Below are 23,572 nucleotides of genomic sequence, written 5' to 3' on the forward strand. Positions count from 1 at the left end.
CAGTAACCAAAAACCGTATTGCAACATTTACAACTTTAATAAAGGGTTTAATTTGTTTATAATTTGACCCACGTAATTGGGAGTTTCGTCCAAAATAGATTCTCCCGTAAAAGCATCAACCCCCTCCATTTTGTAGGATCCTTCGCCCGAGGTGGTCAGGACAACAGTCTTATCCCTGTAATCCTTGGTTCTGTCCATAAACGATTTAACCGCCGAGGGTGGCTTCCAATTCTCCCAGGTATGGATTATCAATAAGGCGTCGTAATTATTAGGATTTACACCTACCAATGCGGAAATATCCATTACCTTAATATATACGGACTCCGTTTTGTAGTAATCCACAATGGCGGTCGTAATGGCATTTTTAAAATCACTTCCCTGTGTGGCCAACAGCAACCTGGAATTTTCCGCGGGAGAATTTACCTCATACTCTTGGGCATGGTCCATAGCGTATTCATTTTGATACCAAAACATAAATACCAAGAAGACCAAAGCAATCGATAAGAATACAAGAAATATCTTTCTAAATTTTTTCATAGAATTCTATCTTTTAAAATCCTGCTGCCCGTAAAAAGAAAAAGTATAACGGTTCCCTATCCCTCTTGTATAGGGTTTTGGCAGCACCCTTTCATTAATTCGTACTAAGGCTTATAAAGCTATACCTTAAGTCGTCACCAACCTATGACCATTGTCAGTAATACATGCAAGTCACGTAATAGTTAAAGAATATGTAGCACCAGTTCATTAAACCTATAAGATGAAGTGTTTAGAGAAAGAATGCCAATATCCAAAAACGTAAATGCCATTCCCCTACATGATATTTATCATTGGACACCTTTTGAATTGTGACTTACTTTATGGGACAACTATTATTCTGTAAACCTCTAACTATGAAAACACTATATCTTTACGTATTGGCTCTTATCCTTTTTTCTTCCTGTGTAAGCCAAAAAAAATATACTGCTATGCAGAACCGGGCAGTAAATTGTGAAAATGAATTAAATACCAGCAAGAACCAAATCAATTTGTTGGAAGCCGGATTGGCCAATGAGAAAAACAGGTCCAAATCCTTGGAGCAACAAATGGAATACTTTAAAAGTACCAATACAGACTTGTTGGCCCGACTTTCTGATCTATCCGTTGTAAGCAAATCAGGGGCCGAAAGCATTAAAAAATCTTTGGAAGCCCTAAACGAACAGAATAAATACATAAAAGACCTTACCAGTAGTATACAGCGAAAAGACTCTATTAATTTGGTATTGGTCATGAACTTAAAAAGATCCTTGGACAATTTTGAGGATGAGGACATTAATATTGAGGTGAAAAAAGGAGTGGTCTATGTCTCTATTTCAGACAAGATGCTCTTCCGTTCCGGTAGCTACAACATAAGTAGCAGGGCAGAGGAAGTTATTGGTAAAATAGCCAAGATCATCAATGACCATAAGGAATTGGATATTTTGGTAGAGGGCCATACAGACAATGTCCCCATTTCTACCGAATGTATGGTCGACAATTGGGATTTAAGTGTAAAAAGGGCAACATCGATTGTTCGATTAATGCAGACTAAATTTGCCGTTCAACCTATAAGAATGACCGCTGGGGGACGTTCTGAATATCTGCCTAAAACCACCAATGCAACAGCAGAGGGCAGGGCCGTTAACCGCAGAACGGAAATCATTATTTTGCCCAAACTAGATCAATTCTTTGAGTTGCTGGAACCCCCGACCACAAATATGGAGGGACAGGGAAAAGGATAATAGACATAAAAGGATTCAGGACATTAAGCAATCCTGTTTCCTGTATTAAAAAATCAGAAAAAAACACTCAACTGATCTATGTCATATCGTATCCAATATGATAACCATATATTAGTTTTATTAAAAAAGTAATCGCTCTTTGAAAGAAATAAAAATAAAGTTTCTAAGCAGTAATGCCTTAGCGACCATAAACCGGTGCACAAGCAACTACTTGAGCCTTATTACCCTAACCCCTTGCACGACCGTTACAATTTTAGGTTATTGCCGGGGAGTCGGATAAGTGCAAAAGTGCTGCCCAAGCCCGGAAATTAAGGATTGGGGTATCTATGTATCCCAATCCTTTTTTTATAAGTGGTCCTTTTTTACAAGGTCTACCTTACCTTCTTTAGGACATAGACCAATTTAAATGGATCAATAAATAGTACATAAATTACTATATTAAACACACATTAATAATTTTATTATGGAATACTATTTTAACAAGACCATTGGAAATACCCCTTTTGAAAAAGCAGTGGAAAAAACCAAATTGGCCCTTCAGGAAGAGGGCTTTGGAGTACTAACAGAAATTGACATGAAGGCTACATTAAAGAAGAAATTAGATGTAGATTTCTATAATTATACCGTTCTGGGTGCCTGCAACGCCCCCTTTGCCCATAAAGCCTTACAGGCCGAAGATAAAATTGGTACCATGTTGCCCTGTAATGTAATTGTTATGGAAAAGGAACCTGGGCTTGTAGAAATTGCAGCGGTAAACCCCATGGCGTCAATGCAGGCCGTGATTAACCTGGATTTAATGAATATTGCTGATGAAGTAGGGGAGAAACTAAAAAGGGTGGTAGAAAAAATCCATTAAGCACTAAGAACCATATTTTTTAATGATGGCCATTTGAGCCGAATGGTGTACGGTGTGGGATACGATTCTTCCAAAGGCCTCCGTCTTTGTCTTTGTGCCAAATTCCTTGGTGGTAACCGTAGCCTCCCAATCTTTCTCTTGTTGCTTTTCCAATACCGATCCAAGCATTTGGAAAGAATATTCCACATATTCCAATAATTGGGTCAGATTGGTCCACTCCCCTGTATCCTTCTGCGCAATAACCGTTTTTGCAATGACCTTTACCTCCTGTGCACCAAAAACGTTCTTGGCAAAAAGCAATTCCACATCACCAATGTGCCTAATAAGAAAACCAATACTGTTCGGTGCCGGCAACAATCTTTTGTTTAGATCCTCTTGTGTTATATTGGTCAACTGGTTGGAAAACCGGGTCCTGGCCTCTTTCCATAGTTCAATAAATAATTGTGTTTTTGATTTCATTCAAAGTAAAATTGATGTATTTAAATATTTATTTCAAGTAAAAAGTTATGGATTTGATAAAGATTCTGCAAAGCCGTAATAAACAATTGGCATCCAAAAAATCAGACCCTTCTGGAATATTTTTTTAATACAAAGGATATTAGATAAACAAAGACATATACTAAAAGTGCTAAAAATAAGGTCATGGTATTGGTATTTAGAATGTTAAATTATTATAGATCATCCCCTTTAGATTTTTGGGGAGAGCATCCCGGATATCGGACATTTCTCCTTGGGAAACATATTTTCGTAAATATAGAAATGTGGTATTTACATATTCTTCAGCTACTTCGTCACTGTATTCAAAGTCGTTTATTGCTGCAGGCCCATCGAATTGTCTAACCAAATCCAAAAATTCGGCCATATGCTTAATTTTGGGCTTCCCCTTTTTTACCGTCCAACCGTTAACATAAACGGCCTTAAGAAACATGGGCATCTGGGCAATAAATTGCAAGGATTCCTCCACAGGAATAATTTCCCTCAACGCATGAAGTACAGAAGTTAAAATACGACCGGCTTTGTCGGTATCGTTCCCCATATCCATTTGCTTGGTATAATCCTTAAGGAAGGTATGCCCCTCAGTAGCGTAGTGATTAAAATTAAGTGCCATGATTTCTTGTTTTTAGGATATACTCAAAAATGATCTAATCTATTCAATTGCAAAATGACCTGGGTCATATGGATAAACCCCTTTGAATCTAGCTAAGGAAATATTGGCATTAGTATGCTACTCAATGAATTATTTCGGAAAGAATTAGGCAAAGGCAGTCTCAGTACTACTATCATCTTGTAAATTGGGACATAATGTAGAAAGAAATTTAAAATGTCTTATAGGGTATCCAATCCTCCAAAGTTCTTGTTTTACTTGTTCCAAAGCTATTGGACTATAGTAAAGGAAAATAAGCTTTCCAGTATCAACTTCAAGGTCTATTACCCTAATATCCATAATACGCCCAAGGTTCCGAAGAATCATCAGCTTGTCATTATTAGAGATTAGGTTACCAATTTTTGCTATAGCTTTCATGAAGTTTAGGTTTATAGTTTCCAATGAATGCCAAAATACAACTGTAAATTCTTCTTTGAAATGATACAAATCAGTTAAGGTATAATTTATACCATAGAAGGGCTTTAGATGTAATAAGGTTTCTCAGAGAAGACAGTTTTTATGATTAATACAACAATCCAAAATGCCCAAAAACCCAGTGTAATTTAGCTTATGACCGATATCATATTTATTATTGGCAAATGCTTTTAGATTTAACCTATAAATAAAGTTAACATGAAGACAATACTTTACGCTTCCGATCGCACTGAACATTCCTCACCGGCTTTGAAATACGCCTATCAATTAAGCCTCCAGTTAAAGGCTTCGCTAGTAGTCCTCTATGTTCATGAAATGGAACAAATTAGGGTTTCCGTTTCCCGCCCGGCGGCGCAAATAGAATACCATGTAATTAAGGAGCAGACCGAAATATTGACCAAATATTGTGAAAAGCATTTGGGTGTTGCCGTAGATGGCAAAAAGTTACAGGCCGAGGTTGTCCTTAACGATTTGGTTTCCGACGCTATATTGGAGAAATCCATGGATTTTGGAACTGAAATGATAATCATAGGGAGAAAGGACAAGCATACAGATCGAGGTCTATTTGTGGGCAATATAGGAAAGGGGCTTCAGGAAAAGGTTCCCTGTCCCCTTCTAATTATTCCAAATAATGTTGCGACCAAGTCTATAAAAACAATTTTGTATGCCACAGATTTTGAGGAAGCGGATATTTTAGCGCTTAAGAAATTAGTCCCAATGGCAAAGGCCCTTGGCGCTAAAATACAAATAGTACATATATCCACTGAAAAGGAGTATGCAGGAAAAGAACAGATGGAATGGTTTAAGGACATGCTTCGCCAAGAGGTTGACGATACTTCCATAGACTTCACCATAATTTTTTCTGACAAGATCCAGGACAAACTTAAAGCCCATGCCAATGTTATTGGGGCCGACATGCTAGTGCTGTTGGAGAGGGAGGAAAAAGGTTTTTTTCAGAAAATATTCCATACAAGCTTGGTGGCAAAAATGGAAGAACATATCGGTATCCCCTTATTAAGTTATAACGAGCTTAATTTATAGGGATTCCCAACATTCAGGATTTCCCATAATGAAACTTCCTTAAAAGATTCTACCGTAAAAAACTCCCCTATCGGCCCTACCCTGCCTAGGCTTATTTATTCCGAGTTTAAGAAAACAATAACGCTTACTTTTTCATTTTTTGCCCATATAATTATAATTTCACCTAAAACTAAACATATGAATAATTTGAACGATAAAGTAGCCTATATTACAGGGGGCTCTAAGGGAATAGGATTTGGAATAGCGTCCACATTATTGAAAGCGGGAATGAAAGTGGCCATTAGTAGCAGGCTGCTGGAGAATGCGGAAAAAGCCGCCAAAGAACTTGGCCCTGAAGACAAGGTACTTGCCGTTTCCTCAGATGTTTCAAAACTTGGGGACGAACAAGCGGCAGTTAAAAAGATTTTGGATAAGTGGGGAAAATTGGATGTGATGGTGGCCAATGCAGGAGTGGGACATTTTGCTCCCATAGATCAAATTTCAGACACTCTATGGCATGAGATGGTAAATACCAACCTTAACGGAGTATTTCACTCTCTAAAAGCTTCAGTAGAAGCCCTGAAAAAATCTAAAGGATATTATATTACCGTGGCAAGTTTGGCCGGGACCAACTTTTTTGCCAATGGTGCGGGATATAACGCCACCAAATTTGGGGTAGTAGGTTTTACCCAAGCAGCTATGTTGGATTTAAGACCCTACGATATTAAGGTTTCTACCATAATGCCCGGTTCGGTGGCCTCTAATTTTAATGGTCATGAACCTTCCAAAGGGGATGCTTGGAAGATACAACCTGAGGATATCGGTGAACTGGTTTTAGACCTTTTGAAAATGAATCCAAGGACCTTGCCCAGTAAGATTGAGGTAAGACCTACGCGACCCGATAAGAAATAGGGCTATACCTCTTTTTCGGTAAATGGTATCTCCGGATTACCAATTTCAAAAATTAGAGTTTTAAGGGATTCCATAAATTGGGCAATAGTATCTTGGGTAATGGAATTATCCTTGTTTCTACTGCCCTTTTTCTCTTTTGTGGCAAATTTGAGCAGACCTGAACTTAAATTTTTAAAAGAAATAATCCCAGCTTCAATACTATCAATGGGTTTACTATTGTTGTACATTATAGCATAACACAACAGTTGGAAGGCCTTGCTATAATTGTAGTCCCCAATGGCATCTTCCCAGTCCACAATTTCAACTTGGGAACTGGTTACATTTCCAGTTTTATAGTCGATTATTCTAAGGACCCCATCCTTTTCATCAATCCGATCCAATTTTCCTTTTAGGGCTACTGGAAAATCCAGCCCCGGAACATTAATATTCATCCGCAGTGTTTCCTCTACCCCCAATATCCTAATCTGATGCCGTTCCACCTCTGCCAATTCCATTTTTAAAAAATTTTCCACATACCTAACCACCACATTATATGCAATTAGGTTTTTTCCCCTGGAAATATCGCCATCTGCGAAGCTTTTTGCAAAGTGGCCTAATACTAGGGGCCTGACATTCTTTTTCATTTCCCTTAACATGGATACTTCCAAATAGGTGTTTAAATAAGGCTTGTAGAGGTCCTCCAAGGTATCGTGTACAATTGTTCCAAAAGTATTGTTGGCAACGGTTTCCTCCACCTCCAGAATATCGTCTATTCCAAGTAGATTTCGCTTATAAAAATCTATAGGGTTTCTTATATAGTTACTCAGGGAAGTTGGGGAAAACCCCTTTTTGGCATGGGCCCTGATCATTTCCATTAGGCTTTCATCCTTGGATATGGTCTGTAACATCTTAATGGAAGGGGTAATTTCTGGTGCAGCGATAATCTCAGTGATATCTGCCAATTTATTTTCATCGGTTAGCAATTGGGTCAGCAACCTACTTTTCTCCCCTCCCTCCAAAACATCGGGTTCCGTATTATATAGCAGGTAGATATTTTTCGCCCGTTGCAATAAACGATAAAAATGATAGGTATATACGGCATCCTTTTCCTTATAGGTAGGAAGTTTGTAATATTTTTTTAGATCGAAGGGAATAAAGGAATTATTGGACTTGCCCGAAGGGAGTATACCTTCGTTAACCGAGGTTAGAATTACAGTTTCAAAATCGAGAACCCTACTTTCCAACATTCCCATAATCTGCAAACCCTCCAAGGGCTCTCCCTGAAAATCCAGGGTTTCGTTCCTTACAATTTCCAAATAAAGGCTTTCCAATGATTTTAGGTCATTGACAAATGAGTATTGTTCTACCATATCCTGAAGCTGATTGAACATGGAGTAAAACTTGTACAAGTACTCCAATCCAAGGGAATCCTTGGCTTGGGCAAACCTGTCCCTGAGAATTTGGATAATTTGATGACATTTATCCAAAAAAACCTTTCCGGTGACCTCCTCCCGAAAAAAAAGTAGACTTAGCAAATCTTCATTTTCTTCCCCCAAGGAACTTAAATTATCAGAGGTAATAAAAGCCCAATTCTTTGTTCTGATGGCCTCACTTATCAGGTTAGCCTTATTTTGTTGATTTTCAGTACACAAAATTTGAATGTAGGGATGAGATAAAAAGTCCAACACCTGCTGAAAATACCAGCCTTGGGAATCCTTTTTAATATGTAGGGACAGATATTGCGAAAACAAGCTGGCCAAAGGTGTACTCTTTAAAGGATATCCCATGGTAATGTTCACCGTATCCAATTCAGGAGGGATAGAATTTAAAACTGGGTTCAGCAAGGTTTCATCGCCAAGAACTATAGCGGTATTCTTAAGGATGTTGTTGTCCTCGTTTTTTAGTTGTACCAATAGGTTTCCAACATACTTGGCCTGGGAAACATTTTTAGGGACCCCTATTATTTTAATCCTCTTTTGGGATAAATAGTTGCTCTCCACGCCCTTTAAGGCCTTCCCCTTTAACCAGGGCCAGGAATTTAAATGTTGCCTAATAAAGTATCCGGCATCATGTATGGGATCTTCCACAAAATAAGTGTCCCCATCCCAAAAAACATCAGCCTTTGTCTTGCCCAATATTTCCTGGATTATATAGGATTCAGCCGTATTTAATGCATTAAAGCCGATGAATATATGTGTATAATTCTTGTTATTATCTATATAGCCCTTCAACTCTTCACAGGCCGTACGATAAATGAGACCCTGATGGCCTAATTTTTGGGCTTTTAGCAAATCATTAAAGGCCTTATAAAGTGGCTCAAGATTATTCCAGAATTTAATGTAATTGGTTATTATTTCAGATTTTTCCTTCTGCAAGGCCCAATGGTTTATTTCTTGGATATTGGCCAAATAAGAAAATATATCTTTGGTATCTATTAAATATCTGTCTATCTCATTAAAATCCTGTAATAAGGTCTGCCCCCATTTGGAGAAGGTGTAAAAGTTATCCTTCTCTCCATATTCCATAGACGAATATGCCTTATAAAGAGTAAAAAGCTGCTCCATATTTGAAGCTGATTGCAGGCTGGATATTTGTTCCACAAAGTCTTCAATACTGTATATTTTTGGAGAAAAAATGGTTTTATCAGCCGTATTGGCCATGGTTGTCCTTAAAATAGTCCCTGCACGCTTGCTAGGCAAAACCAAAATTAGGTCGTCTAAGGAATCGTAGGTCTTTAATAAATCATCAACTACCTGTTGGAGAAAACTTTTCATTGGTTAAATCATCATGTATTATAAAGTAAGGACTTGCCTTGCCATAGCCTGGTACAAATCACGGATCAGGTTTTGGTTATAGCCAAGATTATAACTATCCTTGGCCAAACCTTCCTGCCTCTTCCCAAAAAATAGCTTTAAAGCAAGTAAACTAACCTCCATCCCAAAATTCATTTTAGAAATTAAAATTCTGTAAATATGGGGTAATTTAATTATAAAAAAAGAGAACGAAAGCATGCGCTCGGTTCCATTATAGAAAATAAAATAATTTCTGTCCAGGATACGCATTCTGGAAGTTTATCCGTGTTGACTATAAAACAAAAAAAAGCCCCGCTAAATAGCGGGGCTTATTTATAGTTTTAAAACTACTTGGAAATTACTTTACCAAGTTAATTTCAACTCTTCTGTTTTGCTTTCTACCAGCAGCAGTATTGTTTGTAGCAATTGGCTTATCCTCACCGTAACCTACAGCAGATAATCTAAATTCTTCAATACCTTTTTCTACTAAGAAAGATTTAACTGAAAGTGCTCTTGACTCAGATAATTTTTGGTTCAAAGAGTTACTTCCTACGCTATCAGTATGACCTTCTACAGTAAATTTAGCAGTAGGATACTCCTTAAGGATAGTGATAATGTCAACCATTACAGAAGTAGACTCTGCTTTGATAGAAGATTTACCAGTATCGAACAAGATAGTTCTAGCGTAATCGTTCAATTGCTTCTGAACTTCTTCAGTAACTTCAGGACAACCTTGGTTAGCTACAGTTCCGGCAACATCTGGACATTTATCATCTTTATCCAATACACCGTCACCATCTTTATCTTGGTAAGGACATCCTTTGTTGGCAGCAGGACCGGCTTCGTTAGGACAAGCATCATCTTTATCAGCAACACCGTCACCATCAGCATCTGGACAACCAGCTAAAGCAGCAAGACCAGCTTCGTTAGGACAAGCATCGTCTTTATCAGCAACACCGTCACCGTCAGCATCTGGACATCCGTTCATTTCTTTGGAACCAGCCTCGTTAGGACAAGCATCTTTGCTATCCTCAATGCCATCACCATCAGCATCTGGACATCCGTTGAAAATCTCAAGACCAGCAACTTCTGGACAAGCATCGTCTTTGTCATATACTCCGTCACCATCAGTATCGGTACCACCAAATTTGATAGCTATACCAGCCATATGTTGGAAATGCTTAGCTAAATAATCTTCGAAAGCATGCTTGTAAGAAGATTGTAATGTTAGACCGATGTTCTCAGTGAACCAAATATTAAGTCCAACACCACCATTTACTGTACCAGCACCAACTTCATCAATCCAAGTGTAACCACCACCAATTTCAATAAATGGATCGATTACAGTACTTTTTAAGAAATTATATTTTATTGTACCATCAACAGCATAGTGAGACAAATCGTCAACGCTTGTATCTCCCAATTTATCAATACGGTTCAAAGAACCTCTTGCTCCAATTGAAAAGCCACTACCTACATACTTTGACACTCCTACATAAGAAATAGAAGGAAGTATGTTCCAATGGTCTGTTGCGTTAAAGAATTCATTCCCAAAGCTGCTGTAATCTTCGGTAGGGAAAACGTCAATTGCGTTAGCTCCGAAACTTACTTGCCATGGGTTATTCTCGTCTTGCGCTTGTACGTTGTTAAAACCTACAATAAGTAAGGCAACAACCAATAATTTGCTAAGATGTTTCATGTTCAATTTTTTAAGTTTAAGTGTTTATTAGCTGCAAATGTAAGTTGTTAAAAATTATTAACAAAATCATTCTCTTAATTTTTTTAACGTATTTCATACCAAAAAAGCCGCATTTAATCGATATTTTCTAATTTTCCCACCCTGCCAAACACGGTTATTGTAAAACATAGGTCCAAAAGAGCATTAAATATGACCCCTGTAGGTAACTTCTTGCTTTACCCCTAAGTACCACCGAAAGAATAATCCGATGGGATAAAAACTTACAGGCTCGCAATCTGGTAGGTTTACCTCTTAAAAAAAGGACCCAATCCGACAGGATTGCGGACCGAATATTTAAGAATAACCCAATCAAATTTACCACAACTCGCAGCCTTATTCTTCTCCATTACGATCCACGGATCCTGACCATAATACCCATTACTGGATAAAGTCTGTCGCAATATCCTCATTGATATAGATTAGGATCTTGTTTTCAATTTCGTATCCCATTGCTTCCAGAGCATCTGCATAGGTATAGATTTGTTCATGGTATACCGGATTCCTTTTTCCCGTCTTATAATCTATTATGGTTACTTTATTACCCTTGATGACCAACCTGTCCGGGCGAAGCACCTTCCCATTTTTGGTAAGGATGTCCTGTTCATTCTTAATTAAGCTTCCCTTTAAAAAGTAGGCGTATAATTTTGGATGTTCTGCAATGGCATTTATTCTTTGCTTCATTTCCAAACTATCTTCATGGGAGAGGTCACCATTTCTAATTAGCATATCCAAGGCACCGTCAATATCCTCTATGGTCTCTATTAGCCCCATCACATAATGTAGCAAATTTCCCTTGCTCAGTGCCTTTCCCCGTTGCGTGTCCCATAGGGCACCCGCCTTTGTCAGGATTCTAAATTCAGGTCGCTCTTTATAAGTGCATAAATGGGTTATCTTTTCCTGATGATCCCCTGTGTAAAAGGGTTCATCCTGTATTTCAAGATTTCCGAACTGATAACAGGTCTTGGCCTCTTCCCAAATTCCCTTTTCCTTTAAATAGTGAATAAATAACCCGGAATAGTAATTTGGTTTATGTTCTCCCTTTGTAGTTAGATCTTTTTTGGAAATTACATAGAGCCCCATAATCGCCCTGGTCAAGGCTACATATAGAAGATTAAAGGCATCCAATTCCAACTTATGCTGTTCTTCATTATAAATGGTTTCCGCAAGAGGTCCATAACCTACAACTTCCTGTTTCTTGTTGATCAGTATCTCCTCAAAGCCCGCAAAGGAAATAGGATTTACCGGCAGCCATATTTTGGCATCCTTTTCTTCGTATATATTAGTGTTGGCAAATGGAAAGATTACAATGGGGAATTCCAGCCCCTTGGACTTGTGCACGGTCATTATTTGAACGGCATCCACATTTTCGGGAGCCGTAATGCTTAAACTGTCCTTTTTCTTATCCCAGTATGCCAAAAAGGCCTGGGTATTGGCTCCCTCCTTCTGTTCCACCTCCAAAACAACGTCCAAGAAATATGTTATATAGGCATCCGAGCTGTCCCCCATTCCGAATTTTTTTATAGCATATTCCAAGCCATCATAAACCGAGGATTGTCCAATTATATCTATATTAAAACCGTAGGTCCCCATTAGCAGTTGAGATACCTTGTTCATATTGGCATTAATAAATTGATGCCTGTTTTCAAGTTCCTCTGAAAGGAAACTCAATATTTCATAACACCTTTCCATTTCCTTTGGCTGAAGACTAAAATGCAATAAATTAACCAGGAACCTTACCTTGGGGTTGCTATTTAACAACAAGGTTTCAGAGGAAATAATGGGGATATTGTTCTGCATCAGAAAATCTGCCAACAAAATGCCATGCTTTTTCTTACGCGTAAGGATACAAACGTCTTTAAGTGAATAGTTCTTTTCCAAAACCTCTTCCAAGGTTTTCATCACCAGCTTACAGTATTCCCCATCTTCCTCCTGGGATTCATCGACATCAATAAAGGAAAGCTGTACCAAACCTCCTTTTTTATTATTGTAGTTTTGATTATTGCCTTCTACAAACAACTTATTATAAACCGTATTCTCCAAAAAGGGACTGGTGACCGTAAAAAAATCGTTGTTAAATTTAATTACCTCTTCATGACTCCGATAATTGGCAGGGAGATTGGAGGTGGTTGGTGGAAACACAAACGGATTTTCCTTGAGATTTATGAGGTTTAGGAATTGTTCCGCCTTGCCTCCCCTCCAGCGGTATATGGCCTGTTTGGCATCGCCAACCAAAAGTAAGGAACCTATTTTTCCTTGATCGTCCTGACTCTCCATGGCGTTGCCTATTAAAGGTATTAGGTTGTTCCATTGCATTTCGGAGGTGTCTTGAAATTCATCCACAAAATAATGGCGGTACTTTTCCCCTATACGTTCATAAATAAAAGGAGCTGGCTGATCTTTGATTTCTTTGGAAATAATACTATTGAAAGAAGAGATCGGCAGAAGATCGCGCTCCCGTTCCAAGGTTTTAATTTCCTGTTGAATGGCACTGAGGACCGTGAGTGGAACAATATTGTTGTACGCGTTCTTAACCAGGGACAATGCATTATAATGGTCCTTAATCTCATTGAACAAACCAATAAACCTTGGATGTAGTCCGTCCAGAATATCTTTAATTGGTTGGGGACAGGTCTTGGTGTATAAGGGCTCGGATTCAAAATTTTGTTTCCAACCGGCATTGAAATCCATATTTAGATCTCCCGAAGCAATTTTGGCAATAAATTTTGGAAAATAGCTGGATTTAAAATTATTGAATTCCAAATCATTGCCTTCAATGATATCGAGTATTTCCTTTGCCCAAGATAAAATTTTGGATTCGTTGGACTGTATTTGAAGTACCAATTCTTTTTTTAAATCCAAAAAATCATCGATGTCCTTTTCTTCAAGCTTTTTAAGGTGGGGAGCCTGATTTTCATTGAACAATAAAAACCCGATCTTTTGAAGATCCAAAGCTATATCCCAACTTTTGTCATCGTCAATTTTTTCCAAAGCAAAATCAATCAACACTTTGGTCAATTGTGCATCGGTACCGGCCTTATTGATCAGTTTGGCAATGGCCTCATCCAACAATAATTTGGTATCCAGTACCACCTCAAAATTTTGGGGCAATTTTAGGTCTTTGGCAAATGTCCTTATAAGCCTATGGGTAAATTTATCAATGGTGGAGACATCAAAAAAAGCATAATTATGCAGAATTTCCTTCAGGACTTTTCTGGACCTATTTCGCAGCGTTCCCAAATCTATTCCCAACTCTTGGGAAATATCGGCCAGCATGGATGGAATTTCATTACTATCAGACATTTTACCAAAGGCAAACAGACTTCCTAAAATTCGTTGTTTCATTTCATTTACCGCCTTGTTGGTAAACGTAATGGCCAGTATACTGCGATAGTTCTTATTAAAATCTGAAGAAAGTATAATTTTTAAATACTCCTTGGCAAGTGTATAGGTCTTCCCAGACCCAGCAGAGGCGTTATATATTTTATAAGGAGCGTCCTGCACGTAATTTTAGTCGCAAAATAAGCAATATTAAACAGTTCTTAACAAATTATTAGTTGAATTTCTATCATAAAACCGTAATTTTGGGAAACAACATTTTTTAACATAAAAACAAAAACATTATGGCTTTTGAATTACCTAAATTACCTTATGCGTACGACGCTTTGGAACCACATATTGATGCCAGAACCATGGAAATACATCACACCAAGCATCATAATGGGTATACTACCAATTTAAATAATGCTATTGAGGGAACGGATTTGGCAAAAAAATCCATTATGGATATTTTGACCAATTTGGACATGTCCAATGCCGCGGTAAGAAACAACGGAGGAGGATTCTACAATCATTCTTTATTTTGGGAAATAATGTCTCCAAATGGTGGCGGGGAACCTACAGCTGAGCTTGCCGATGCTATAAAATCAGCTTTTGGTTCTTTTGAATCATTTAAGGATGCTTTTTCCAAAGCCGCAGCAACACGCTTCGGCTCTGGTTGGGCTTGGTTATGTGTCCATAAAGGAGGGAAGCTGGAAATATGCTCAACTCCTAACCAAGACAACCCACTTATGCCAGGAACCGGATGTGACGGTTTTCCAATTTTAGGCTTGGATGTATGGGAGCATGCCTATTACCTAAATTATCAGAATAGAAGACCAGACTACATCAACGCATTTTTTAATGTAGTTGACTGGGACAAGGTAGCCGCTTCCTACAAAGCCAATAAATAAGGCTTACCATTAACGGGACTTTGAAAATTCTTGGTCAAGAAGCGAATGCTCCAATTGGCCAACAGAATAATTCTCTGTAGATTTTTCATGGTATTCCTGGGAATATATTAAAGCCCGCTCGTCAAAAATATGACGAGCGGGCTTTTTTGTATCCTAAAAATAGAAAAGGGTGGAGAAGCCTCCACCCTTTTCGTCCCAAATCTTACCATAAACTTAACCTACTTATGCTATGGCGATACTAAAATACTGGTATTGTGAGAAATAACAAAAATAATTAGAACCTTTTAACCATAATTTTTTTCGATGATGATCAACAATTATCGTTAAAAGTGACTAAATATTAGTTAAAATACTGATTTTCAGCAATAAAAAAGGCGAAGCTAAGCTCCGCCTTTTTTCCCCAAATCTTACCATGAACTTAACCTACTTATGCTATGGTCCTCCAAAAGTAAACCAAAAGCCGTGGCGTAAAAAAGGTTTTAGACAAACGCCTCAATTATAGGTCAAAATACTTTTGGGAAGGTATTATTGAGAGAAAGTTCTTGGATAAATAAGATATCCCTATGTGGATGATTTGTCGAGTTCAAGAATATGGGCGACCCTTTCTTGTAATACAGGTACCACTTCCTGCCCAAACCAAGGATTTTTAGATTGCCAAAATCTGTTCCTAGGAGAAGGATGGGGCAAAGGAAAATATTTCGGTAAATATTCCTGATAGCTTTTTACGGTTTCTGTCAAGGTTGCTTTAGCGGTCTTTCCAAGGTAATATTGTTGGGAATAGGTGCCAATGAGAATAATTAGTTCCAGGCTCGGCATACTTGTCAGTAAGGCGTTGTGCCATAAAGGGGCACATTCCGGTCTCGGCGGCAAGTCGCCACTTTTGCCCCTTCCTGGATAGCAAAAGCCCATGGGCATTAGTGCTATTTTACTTTCATCATAAAACACGGAATCCAAAATATTGAGCCAACCTCTCAACTGCTTACCACTAGGGTCATCCCAAGGAATGCCGGATTGGTGCACCTTGGTCCCCGGCGCCTGACCTATAATAACAATTCTGGCATTGGGATGTGCCGCTACAACGGGTCTAGGACCCAAGGGCAAATGGGACTTACAAACCTGGCAACTTCTTATTTCCGATAATAATCGTTCCATTATTTCTTACCTGCCACCACAATAACGATCTCTCCTTTGGGGGGGGTGTCCGTATAATGTTGCAAGACCTCCTTTACCGTACCCCTAATAGTCTCCTCATACATTTTTGACAGCTCCCGAGAAACGGAAACCAATCTTTCCGCACCAAAATAGGTTTCAAAATGTGATAAGGTCTTGACCAATTTATGAGGCGATTCGTAAAAAATAATCGTTCTAGGCTCTTCGGCCAATAAGGTCAATCTCGTCTGTCTGCCCTTTTTTACGGGCAAGAAGCCCTCAAAAACAAATTTATCATTGGGCAAACCGCTATTTACCAAGGCTGGTACAAATGCGGTAGCCCCTGGCAGGCAGTCCACTTCTATATTATTTTCTACACAGGCACGGGTAAGCAAAAAACCAGGATCCGAAATGGCAGGGGTCCCCGCATCTGATATCAATGCCACATTCTCCCCGGATTGCAAACGCCTAATAATCCCTTCCACCGTCTTATGCTCATTGTGCATATGGTGACTTTGCATAGGGGTGTCTATGTTGTAATGGTGCAATAATTTTCCACTGGTACGGGTATCTTCGGCCAAAATAAGGTCCACTTCCTTAAGCATCCTTATGGCGCGCAATGTAATATCCTCTAAGTTACCTATAGGTGTAGGTACTATATATAATTTCCCCATCCATTTTATTAAACACCAGCCTTCTTACAATTGCAGGTGGAAAGCGACAAAATTAACGAAAATCAAGAAGATAATTTTCTTTATTGTCCCTTAAAAAAACCTTACGCAAATTTACGAGCAATTACGTTCATAAATCTTTGTTCGTAATCCTCTTTTCCCTCCCAATTATTATAATCCGGTTTTACCATGTTTGTAATAAACGAAATAGATCTTTCTTCACTATCTATGGTACTCAATTGGGACAATACCCTGTTGTAATCTTCCATATTGTTATTGAAGAGATGCTTTACAAATGCCAAGCGATCGTTCAAGTCCACTTTCAGCACCTTTTTAGGACCATTTTCAACAGATTGGGCCGTACTTGGCGCTTTCACGGTTTTCACCTCCTTGGGCATAAAGAGGTCCTTATCGTTTTTGATCAAATCCGGTTTGTTGGTAAACTGTGATAAAACCTCATCGATAGTGGTGGCTCCAGGCATCTCGGACACCATATCCTTTATGGTATCTATCCCTGGTATGATTATATCCTCTTCATGCGGGTTACTTTCAGGTACCGAAGAATTTGCACTTAACACGGAGTTGGCCATAGATTCAAATTTTGCCGCTATGGCATTCTTGGAAACATCGATCTCCACCTCATTTAATTTTTCCTCAATATATTTAAGAACTGCCAACTTTTCATATAATTCCCTAGCAGTTTCATATAAGGCCGAGTAATCGTTTAAATTTCTCGAGGTTATTATTTCTGTTGATAATTTTCTCAATTCCTCTTTTAGTCTCTTTTTCATCTGAATATATTTTAAAATTAGTAGGGACTCAATTGGAGCACCAATATAGCAATTCCTTTCAGGCAATTAATGGGTGGTTAAAGAACAAGTAATCTAGATTACCAACTTTTACCAACATTAATACCAGAAGGATTATTTTTTTAATAATTTTATGCCTCCTAATAAAAAACGGAAAACAAATTACTTTCGTCTAAAATTACAAAATGTTTCTCGAAAATACTGTTAACCCTAAAGAACAATTCGGTTGGATCGAAGTAATCTGTGGTTCCATGTTCTCTGGCAAAACCGAGGAACTGATCCGAAGGTTGAAAAGAGCCAAATTTGCCAAACAAAAAGTAGAGATTTTTAAGCCTATGGTAGACAAGAGATACCATGAGGAAATGGTAGTTTCACACGATGCCAACGAAATTAGATCTACTCCGGTACCGGCAGCTGCAAATATTCGGCTTTTGGCCGATGACTGTGACGTGGTAGGAATTGACGAGGCCCAATTCTTCGATGACGAAATTGTTACCGTATGCAATGATCTGGCCAACAAGGGTATCCGGGTGGTAGTGGCAGGATTGGACATGGATTTTAAGGGCAACCCGTTTGGACCAATGCCCGCGTTGATGGCCACGGCCGAATATGTCACAAAGGTTCATGCCATTTGCACTCGAACCGGCAATCTTGCCAATTATAGTTTTAGAAAGGCCAACAACAACAAATTGGTTTTTTTGGGAGAAACAGAAGAATATGAACCTCTTAGTAGAGCAGCGTACTACAAAGCTATGTTAAAAGAAAAAGTAAACGCCTTAGAAGTTACATCCGAGGAGGTATTGCCTCCTCAAAAAAAATCGAATGACTAAGGTCGGAGAAACCGTTCTGGAAATAGACCTTAGGGCCCTGGAACACAATTATTATTATTTAAGATCCAAGATAGATCCGAAAACTAAATTTCTTGGGGTAGTAAAGGCTTTCGCCTATGGAAGCGATTCCATTGCCATCGCAAAAAAACTGGAAACCCTTGGTGCGGACTATTTGGCCGTAGCTTATACTGCCGAAGGTGTTGCCTTAAGGGAAGCAGGAATTGAAGTGCCCATTCTGGTGTTGCATCCGCAAGAGGTAAGTTTTGCCACCTTAATAGAAAAATGCCTGGAGCCCAGTCTATATTCGCGTACCATTTTCACTTCCTTTTTAAAAATGGCCAAAGACCTAGGCCAAAGTGATTACCCTGTACATTTAAAATTTAACACCGGCCTAAACAGATTGGGCTTTGGGGAAAAGGATATAGATTTTATTGTATCATCGCTGGAAGGGGTGGAGCACATAAAAGTAAGTTCCCTTTTTTCCCATTTGGCCGCTTCCGAGGATTTAAACGAAAAAGAATTTACAATTTCGCAGATTAGGCAGTTCGAAAAAATTAGTTCGGCTATAATTCCCAAATTGAATTATAGACCCAAAAGGCATATGTTGAATACCTCTGGAATAATCAATTACCCAGAGGCACAGTACGACATGGTAAGAAGCGGTATAGGACTTTACGGCTATGGAAACGAGGCCGCCGAAGATGAAAACTTAATTCCTGTCGCCACCCTTAAAACTATAATTTCACAGATTCATAAGATAGGTGCCAATGAAAGTGTAGGTTACAATAGGGCGTTCGTTTCCAAAACTCCCAAAGTAACGGCAACACTGCCTCTGGGCCATGCGGACGGAATTGGCAGACAATATGGAAACCGTAAAGGTGAGGTATCCATACACGGCAAATTGGCACCGATTATTGGCAATGTTTGCATGGACATGATCATGGTGGATATCACCGGTATTGATTGTAAGGAAGGCGACGAGGTCATAGTTTTTGGCCAGGAACATAGTGCAGAAGCCTTAGCGTCTTCGGCCAATACCATAACTTATGAACTGCTGACCGGAATTTCGCAACGGGTGAAACGCATTTATAAGGATTGAAGTTTAAAAAATAAAATTTTACCAAGTAGTTAGCACCCATATTTATAAGATATGTTCAATGTCGCGAACATTTTTATTTTAACATTTTGTTAAGACGCCAATTTAAATTAAATTGCATCTAGTATTAATCAAATAAAACACTAATTATGTTAAAGGAATTTAAGGATTTTATTATGACCGGCAATGTCATTGATTTGGCCGTTGCAGTACTGCTAGCGGGAGCTGCAGGTTTGGTTGTCAGTGGATTTGTCAACGATATCATGATGCCGATCGTTGGATATTTTACCGGAGGAGTGGATTTCTCCGATATGCAAATTGTACTCTCTGAGGCAATCTTGGCTGCAGACGGAACGGTTGAAAAACCTGCCAGTGCTATCCGTTATGGGGCGTGGATAAATTCTATCATTAACTTAATTATTGTTGGATTTGTATTGTTTATCATAGTGAAGGCGTACAACAAAACCAAAAAACCTAAAGAGGAAGCTCCTGAGGCACCTAAAGGTCCAAGTCAAGAAGAGCTTTTGACTCAGATCAGGGATTTACTAAAAAAATAATTTTTTAAAACATAAGGTACTTTGGCCTAAAATCAAAGTACAACCGCTACACTACCAACTAACCAACAAAAACCGTCAATTGGGATTCGCTATCCAAGTTGACGGTTCTTTTATATTACAATGTTGTATTTATAACAATTTGTTATATTTTTAATATATTCTATTTTATGTATTGTTTAATGTCCTATAATCAGTACATTTGCCAACTGAAATTTTAAATTCATCGTAATGAAAGTAGCTGTAGTTGGTGCAACAGGAATGGTAGGGGAGGTAATGCTAAAAGTATTGGCAGAACGTAACTTTCCAGTAACGGAATTATTGGTAGTGGCCTCTGAAAGATCTGTAGGCAAAAAGTTAAGCTTCCAAGGCAAGGAGTACACCTTAATTGGGTTGGAAACTGCGGTTGCCGCCAAACCGGACGTTGCCATTTTTTCAGCAGGAGGCGATACTTCCTTGGAATGGGCGCCAAAATTTGCCGCTGTTGGTACCACGGTAATAGACAATTCTTCAGCTTGGCGTATGGATCCCACTAAAAAATTAGTGGTTCCCGAAATAAACGCATCGGAATTGACTAAAGAGGATAAGATTATAGCCAACCCAAACTGTTCCACAATACAAATGGTATTGGCACTTTCTTCCCTTCACAAAAAATACAAAATGAAAAGGGTCGTTGTTTCTACCTACCAATCGGTTTCGGGAACAGGCGTAAAAGCCGTTCAGCAATTGGAAAATGAAATTGCAGGAATAAAGGGAGAAATGGCATATCCTTATCCTATCGGGAAAAATGCATTGCCACATTGCGACGTATTCCTGGAGAATGGATATACCAAGGAAGAAATGAAGTTGGCCAAAGAGCCTCAAAAGATATTCAATGACAATTCATTCTCCGTTACTGCAACAGCCGTACGTATCCCAACCTCTGGAGGGCACTCGGAGTCTGTTAATGTGGAATTTGAAAATGATTTTGAACTTTCTGAAGTTAGAAGGTTGCTGAGTGAAACTCCCGGAATCGTTGTTCAGGACAATACAGACACCAATACCTATCCAATGCCTATTTATGCAAATGGCAAGGATGATGTTTTTGTAGGACGTATTAGAAGGGACGAAACCCAACCCAATACCCTGAACATGTGGATCGTTGCGGATAACCTAAGAAAAGGAGCAGCAACGAACGCCGTACAGATTGCAGAATATTTGGTTGAAAACCAACTGGTGTAGTAGAATTACAGTATAAACAGCCTTCAATCCTCAAAAGAAATAAGGAGAGAAGGAAAAGATGTTAAAACCTTTGTAACCAGCATTTACAAAGGTTTTTTTTATGCTATTTTTGGCTTAAGAACATCGATAAATGAAGCGATTAATATTAATCCCTCTTACGGCTATACTAATGTTAGCCTGTGAGACCAACCAAAAAAAAGACACCATCATTTTGAAATATCCAAACACAAAAAAAGTTGATGCCGTAGACAGCTATTTCGGAATAAAAATACACGACCCATTTCGTTGGTTGGAAGATGACCGAAGCCCCGAGACCGAAAATTGGGTAAAGCAACAAAATGAGACCACATTTAATTATTTGGACAAAATTCCATTTCGCAAAGAGCTAAAAAAACGTCTGGAACAATTATGGAACTTTGAAAAGTTGGGGTCTCCGTTCAAAGAAGGCGATTACATCTATTTTTTTAAGAACGATGGCTTACAAAATCAGAATGTATTGTACCGTAGAAAAGGTGATGATGGGCAGGCAGAAGTATTTCTGGATCCCAATTCCTTTTCAGCAGATGCTACCACTTCATTGGCCGGAATAAATTTTTCCAAGGATGGTTCAATAGCCGCCTATTCCATTTCCGAAGGTGGAAGTGATTGGCGAAAAGTAATCGTTATCAACGCAGAAAATAAGTCGATTGTTGAAGATACTCTGGTAGACATTAAATTTAGTGGAGTTTCCTGGAAGGGAAACGAAGGCTTCTATTACTCCAGTTATGACAAGCCTGAAGGAAGCGAGCTATCTGCCAAAACCGACCAACATAAGCTTTATTATCACAAACTGGGAACTCCCCAAAAGAGCGATGAGGTAGTTTTTGGGGGAATTCCAGAGGAAAAGCATCGATATGTCGGGGGTTATGTAACCGAAGACGACAGGTATCTCATAATTTCGGCCGCTGTCTCCACTTCCGGGAACAAATTGTTCATAAAGGATTTGACACAACAGCAAAGCGAACTGATTACCATTTTGGATACTACGGACAGCGATAGCCAAATCATAGACAATATAGGATCCAAACTATTCATTTTAACCAACAGAAAAGCACCCAATAAGAAAGTCGTTACCGTGGGAGTCGAAAATCCTGCACCAGAACATTGGACAGATCTAATTCCGGAAACACAAAATATTCTATCTGTTGGTACCGGTGGAGGTTATTTCTTTGCAGAGTATATGGTAGACGCCATTTCCAAAGTATATCAATATGACAGCCAAGGTCAAATGATACGCGAAATAGCTCTTCCAGGGCTCGGAAGTGCTGGTGGTTTCGGTGGAAAAAAGAAGGAAACGGAACTTTACTTCAGTTTTACCAATTACAATAGCCCGGAATCTATTTATAAATTGGATATTAAAACAGGAGACTATTCCATTTATTGGAAACCGGAAATAGATTTCAACCCAAACGATTACGTGTCCACACAAATCTTTTATCCTTCCAAGGACGGCACTAAAGTACCAATGGCAATAACACATAAAAAAGGATTGCCGTTAAATGGCCAGAATCCTACCATTTTATATGGCTATGGGGGCTTTAATATAAGCCTTACACCGGCCTTTAGTGTTATAAATGCTGTGTGGATGGAGCAAGGTGGCATCCTTGCGGTGCCCAACCTTAGAGGAGGTGGGGAATATGGCAAACAATGGCATGATGCCGGCATTAAAACCAAAAAACAAAACGTCTTTGACGATTTTATCGCTGCCGCCGAATACTTAATAGCCGAGAAATATACCTCATCGGACTTTTTGGCCATTAAGGGAGGTTCCAATGGTGGATTACTGGTGGGCGCTACCATGACCCAAAGACCGGATTTAATGAAGGTGGGCCTGCCTGCCGTGGGCGTTCTGGATATGCTGAGGTATCATACATTTACCGCCGGTGCCGGTTGGGCTTATGATTACGGAACTGCTGAAGACAATTTGGAGATGTTCAATTATCTAAAAGGCTATTCCCCTGTACACAATGTTCGGAAAGGCATAGAATATCCAGCCACCTTGATTACCACAGGCGATCATGATGATAGGGTGGTACCGGCGCACAGTTTCAAATTTGCTGCTGAATTGCAGGATAAACAAACGGGAGCCAACCCTACCTTAATACGAATAGAAGTAAATGCCGGTCATGGTGCAGGAACTCCCGTGAGCAAGACCATCGACCAAAATGTGGATATTTTCGGTTTTACCTTGTTCAATATGGGCTTTAGGGAGCTCCCTAACAAGGGAGTTTTAAAAGATTTTGAGGATTAGTTTAAAAAAAATCGATAATTTTGTTTTGAAGTCCGTTTCCTTTAGAAATGGACTTTTTTTATCCCCTCTAGTTACATATATAGTTTTAGC

The 23,572-nt window shown here is 39.0% G+C and carries 21 protein-coding genes; 10 read left to right on the forward strand and 11 right to left on the reverse strand.

All coding sequences use genetic code 11. The features are described 5' to 3' along the window. Window positions 1-27 precede the first annotated feature (27 nt). Window positions 28-537: a hypothetical protein gene (locus tag B9Y87_RS11720; protein WP_085499190.1), complete on the reverse strand. Its 510-nt coding sequence runs from the start codon at window positions 535-537 to the stop codon at window positions 28-30. 353 nt (window positions 538-890) lie between these two features. On the opposite strand from B9Y87_RS11720, the gene B9Y87_RS11725 reads away from it, so the two are divergent. Continuing rightward, complete coding sequence (locus tag B9Y87_RS11725; protein WP_085499191.1) at window positions 891-1,757, forward strand: OmpA/MotB family protein; 867 nt, start codon at window positions 891-893, stop codon at window positions 1,755-1,757. Between the two features lie 463 nt (window positions 1,758-2,220). Next, window positions 2,221-2,613, forward strand: coding sequence for a DUF302 domain-containing protein (locus B9Y87_RS11730; protein ID WP_072860280.1), 393 nt, complete (start codon window positions 2,221-2,223; stop codon window positions 2,611-2,613). A 3-nt stretch (window positions 2,614-2,616) separates the two neighbouring features. Here the strand turns inward: B9Y87_RS11730 and B9Y87_RS11735 are convergent, their stop codons facing one another. From B9Y87_RS11735 to B9Y87_RS11745, 3 genes are all read right to left on the reverse strand, one after another. Next, a complete protein-coding gene (locus B9Y87_RS11735) occupies window positions 2,617-3,072 on the reverse strand; it encodes a DinB family protein (RefSeq protein ID WP_085499192.1) in 456 nt (151 codons plus the stop codon). A 196-nt stretch (window positions 3,073-3,268) separates the two neighbouring features. After that, the gene (locus B9Y87_RS11740) at window positions 3,269-3,721 is read right to left on the reverse strand and encodes a DUF2267 domain-containing protein (RefSeq protein ID WP_085499193.1); all 453 of its coding nucleotides are present in this window, start codon (window positions 3,719-3,721) and stop codon (window positions 3,269-3,271) included. A gap of 144 nt (window positions 3,722-3,865) precedes the next feature. Continuing rightward, complete coding sequence (locus tag B9Y87_RS11745; RefSeq protein ID WP_085499194.1) at window positions 3,866-4,135, reverse strand: hypothetical protein; 270 nt, start codon at window positions 4,133-4,135, stop codon at window positions 3,866-3,868. A gap of 255 nt (window positions 4,136-4,390) precedes the next feature. Here B9Y87_RS11745 and B9Y87_RS11750 point away from each other — a divergent pair, with 255 nt between their 5' ends. Together B9Y87_RS11750 and B9Y87_RS11755 are read left to right on the forward strand one after the other, a co-directional pair. Further along, window positions 4,391-5,233: a universal stress protein gene (locus B9Y87_RS11750; protein WP_085499195.1), complete on the forward strand. Its 843-nt coding sequence runs from the start codon at window positions 4,391-4,393 to the stop codon at window positions 5,231-5,233. Window positions 5,234-5,410: 177 nt separating this feature from the next. Continuing rightward, window positions 5,411-6,124 carry an SDR family oxidoreductase gene (locus B9Y87_RS11755; RefSeq protein WP_085499196.1) on the forward strand — a complete coding sequence of 238 codons (714 nt, stop codon included), beginning with the start codon at window positions 5,411-5,413 and terminating at the stop codon, window positions 6,122-6,124. A gap of 2 nt (window positions 6,125-6,126) precedes the next feature. On the opposite strand, the gene B9Y87_RS11760 is transcribed toward B9Y87_RS11755, so the two are convergent. The 4 genes from B9Y87_RS11760 to B9Y87_RS11775 all read right to left on the reverse strand — a co-directional run bounded on the left by B9Y87_RS11760 (window position 6,127) and on the right by B9Y87_RS11775 (window position 14,134). After that, window positions 6,127-8,877: a PD-(D/E)XK nuclease family protein gene (locus B9Y87_RS11760; protein ID WP_085499197.1), complete on the reverse strand. Its 2,751-nt coding sequence runs from the start codon at window positions 8,875-8,877 to the stop codon at window positions 6,127-6,129. An 18-nt stretch (window positions 8,878-8,895) separates the two neighbouring features. Continuing rightward, complete coding sequence (locus B9Y87_RS22080) at window positions 8,896-9,165, reverse strand: hypothetical protein (RefSeq protein WP_085499198.1); 270 nt, start codon at window positions 9,163-9,165, stop codon at window positions 8,896-8,898. A gap of 88 nt (window positions 9,166-9,253) precedes the next feature. Further along, window positions 9,254-10,594, reverse strand: coding sequence for an OmpA family protein (locus B9Y87_RS11770; RefSeq protein WP_085499199.1), 1,341 nt, complete (start codon window positions 10,592-10,594; stop codon window positions 9,254-9,256). Window positions 10,595-11,011: 417 nt separating this feature from the next. After that, window positions 11,012-14,134 (reverse strand): UvrD-helicase domain-containing protein, encoded by a 3,123-nt coding sequence (locus B9Y87_RS11775; RefSeq protein WP_085499200.1) that lies wholly within the window; start codon window positions 14,132-14,134, stop codon window positions 11,012-11,014. 119 nt (window positions 14,135-14,253) lie between these two features. On the opposite strand from B9Y87_RS11775, the gene B9Y87_RS11780 reads away from it, so the two are divergent. Next, on the forward strand, window positions 14,254-14,862 hold the full coding sequence (locus tag B9Y87_RS11780) for a superoxide dismutase (RefSeq protein ID WP_085499201.1): 609 nt from the start codon (window positions 14,254-14,256) through the stop codon (window positions 14,860-14,862). Window positions 14,863-15,423: 561 nt separating this feature from the next. On the opposite strand, the gene B9Y87_RS11785 is transcribed toward B9Y87_RS11780, so the two are convergent. The 3 genes from B9Y87_RS11785 to B9Y87_RS11795 all read right to left on the reverse strand — a co-directional run bounded on the left by B9Y87_RS11785 (window position 15,424) and on the right by B9Y87_RS11795 (window position 17,473). Beyond that, the gene (locus B9Y87_RS11785; protein WP_085499202.1) at window positions 15,424-16,014 is read right to left on the reverse strand and encodes a uracil-DNA glycosylase family protein; all 591 of its coding nucleotides are present in this window, start codon (window positions 16,012-16,014) and stop codon (window positions 15,424-15,426) included. Further along, window positions 16,014-16,685, reverse strand: a complete 672-nt coding sequence (gene rsmI / locus B9Y87_RS11790; protein ID WP_085499203.1) for a 16S rRNA (cytidine(1402)-2'-O)-methyltransferase — start codon at window positions 16,683-16,685, stop codon at window positions 16,014-16,016. Before rsmI ends, B9Y87_RS11785 begins: the two co-directional genes overlap by 1 nt. A gap of 101 nt (window positions 16,686-16,786) precedes the next feature. Next, a complete protein-coding gene (locus tag B9Y87_RS11795; protein WP_072860266.1) occupies window positions 16,787-17,473 on the reverse strand; it encodes a hypothetical protein in 687 nt (228 codons plus the stop codon). A gap of 203 nt (window positions 17,474-17,676) precedes the next feature. Here B9Y87_RS11795 and B9Y87_RS11800 point away from each other — a divergent pair, with 203 nt between their 5' ends. The 5 genes from B9Y87_RS11800 to B9Y87_RS11820 all read left to right on the forward strand — a co-directional run bounded on the left by B9Y87_RS11800 (window position 17,677) and on the right by B9Y87_RS11820 (window position 23,482). Then, window positions 17,677-18,321, forward strand: a complete 645-nt coding sequence (locus B9Y87_RS11800; protein WP_085499204.1) for a thymidine kinase — start codon at window positions 17,677-17,679, stop codon at window positions 18,319-18,321. Continuing rightward, the gene (gene alr / locus B9Y87_RS11805; RefSeq protein WP_085499205.1) at window positions 18,314-19,420 is read left to right on the forward strand and encodes an alanine racemase; all 1,107 of its coding nucleotides are present in this window, start codon (window positions 18,314-18,316) and stop codon (window positions 19,418-19,420) included. The genes B9Y87_RS11800 and alr overlap by 8 nt, the downstream gene beginning before the upstream one ends. Window positions 19,421-19,566: 146 nt before the next feature. Continuing rightward, window positions 19,567-19,974, forward strand: a complete 408-nt coding sequence (gene mscL / locus B9Y87_RS11810; RefSeq protein WP_085499206.1) for a large-conductance mechanosensitive channel protein MscL — start codon at window positions 19,567-19,569, stop codon at window positions 19,972-19,974. A 228-nt stretch (window positions 19,975-20,202) separates the two neighbouring features. After that, window positions 20,203-21,192 (forward strand): aspartate-semialdehyde dehydrogenase, encoded by a 990-nt coding sequence (locus B9Y87_RS11815; protein WP_085499207.1) that lies wholly within the window; start codon window positions 20,203-20,205, stop codon window positions 21,190-21,192. 130 nt (window positions 21,193-21,322) lie between these two features. Continuing rightward, window positions 21,323-23,482: a prolyl oligopeptidase family serine peptidase gene (locus tag B9Y87_RS11820; RefSeq protein WP_085499208.1), complete on the forward strand. Its 2,160-nt coding sequence runs from the start codon at window positions 21,323-21,325 to the stop codon at window positions 23,480-23,482. Window positions 23,483-23,572 lie beyond the last annotated feature (90 nt).

Source organism: Arenibacter troitsensis, assembly GCF_900177645.1.
GTDB classification, from domain to species: Bacteria; Bacteroidota; Bacteroidia; order Flavobacteriales; family Flavobacteriaceae; genus Arenibacter; species Arenibacter troitsensis.

Bases quoted from the DNA above. Each gene is read 5' to 3' on its own strand.
- B9Y87_RS11720 (WP_085499190.1), bottom strand. From the start codon at position 537: ATGAAAAAATTTAGAAAGATATTTCTTGTATTCTTATCGATTGCTTTG.
- B9Y87_RS11725 (WP_085499191.1), top strand. From the start codon at position 891: ATGAAAACACTATATCTTTACGTATTGGCTCTTATCCTTTTTTCTTCC.
- B9Y87_RS11730 (WP_072860280.1), top strand. From the start codon at position 2,221: ATGGAATACTATTTTAACAAGACCATTGGAAATACCCCTTTTGAAAAA.
- B9Y87_RS11735 (WP_085499192.1), bottom strand. From the start codon at position 3,072: ATGAAATCAAAAACACAATTATTTATTGAACTATGGAAAGAGGCCAGG.
- B9Y87_RS11740 (WP_085499193.1), bottom strand. From the start codon at position 3,721: ATGGCACTTAATTTTAATCACTACGCTACTGAGGGGCATACCTTCCTT.
- B9Y87_RS11745 (WP_085499194.1), bottom strand. From the start codon at position 4,135: ATGAAAGCTATAGCAAAAATTGGTAACCTAATCTCTAATAATGACAAG.
- B9Y87_RS11750 (WP_085499195.1), top strand. From the start codon at position 4,391: ATGAAGACAATACTTTACGCTTCCGATCGCACTGAACATTCCTCACCG.
- B9Y87_RS11755 (WP_085499196.1), top strand. From the start codon at position 5,411: ATGAATAATTTGAACGATAAAGTAGCCTATATTACAGGGGGCTCTAAG.
- B9Y87_RS11760 (WP_085499197.1), bottom strand. From the start codon at position 8,877: ATGAAAAGTTTTCTCCAACAGGTAGTTGATGATTTATTAAAGACCTAC.
- B9Y87_RS22080 (WP_085499198.1), bottom strand. From the start codon at position 9,165: ATGCGTATCCTGGACAGAAATTATTTTATTTTCTATAATGGAACCGAG.
- B9Y87_RS11770 (WP_085499199.1), bottom strand. From the start codon at position 10,594: ATGAAACATCTTAGCAAATTATTGGTTGTTGCCTTACTTATTGTAGGT.
- B9Y87_RS11780 (WP_085499201.1), top strand. From the start codon at position 14,254: ATGGCTTTTGAATTACCTAAATTACCTTATGCGTACGACGCTTTGGAA.
- B9Y87_RS11785 (WP_085499202.1), bottom strand. From the start codon at position 16,014: ATGGAACGATTATTATCGGAAATAAGAAGTTGCCAGGTTTGTAAGTCC.
- rsmI (WP_085499203.1), bottom strand. From the start codon at position 16,685: ATGGGGAAATTATATATAGTACCTACACCTATAGGTAACTTAGAGGAT.
- B9Y87_RS11795 (WP_072860266.1), bottom strand. From the start codon at position 17,473: ATGAAAAAGAGACTAAAAGAGGAATTGAGAAAATTATCAACAGAAATA.
- B9Y87_RS11800 (WP_085499204.1), top strand. From the start codon at position 17,677: ATGTTTCTCGAAAATACTGTTAACCCTAAAGAACAATTCGGTTGGATC.
- alr (WP_085499205.1), top strand. From the start codon at position 18,314: ATGACTAAGGTCGGAGAAACCGTTCTGGAAATAGACCTTAGGGCCCTG.
- mscL (WP_085499206.1), top strand. From the start codon at position 19,567: ATGTTAAAGGAATTTAAGGATTTTATTATGACCGGCAATGTCATTGAT.
- B9Y87_RS11815 (WP_085499207.1), top strand. From the start codon at position 20,203: ATGAAAGTAGCTGTAGTTGGTGCAACAGGAATGGTAGGGGAGGTAATG.
- B9Y87_RS11820 (WP_085499208.1), top strand. From the start codon at position 21,323: ATGAAGCGATTAATATTAATCCCTCTTACGGCTATACTAATGTTAGCC.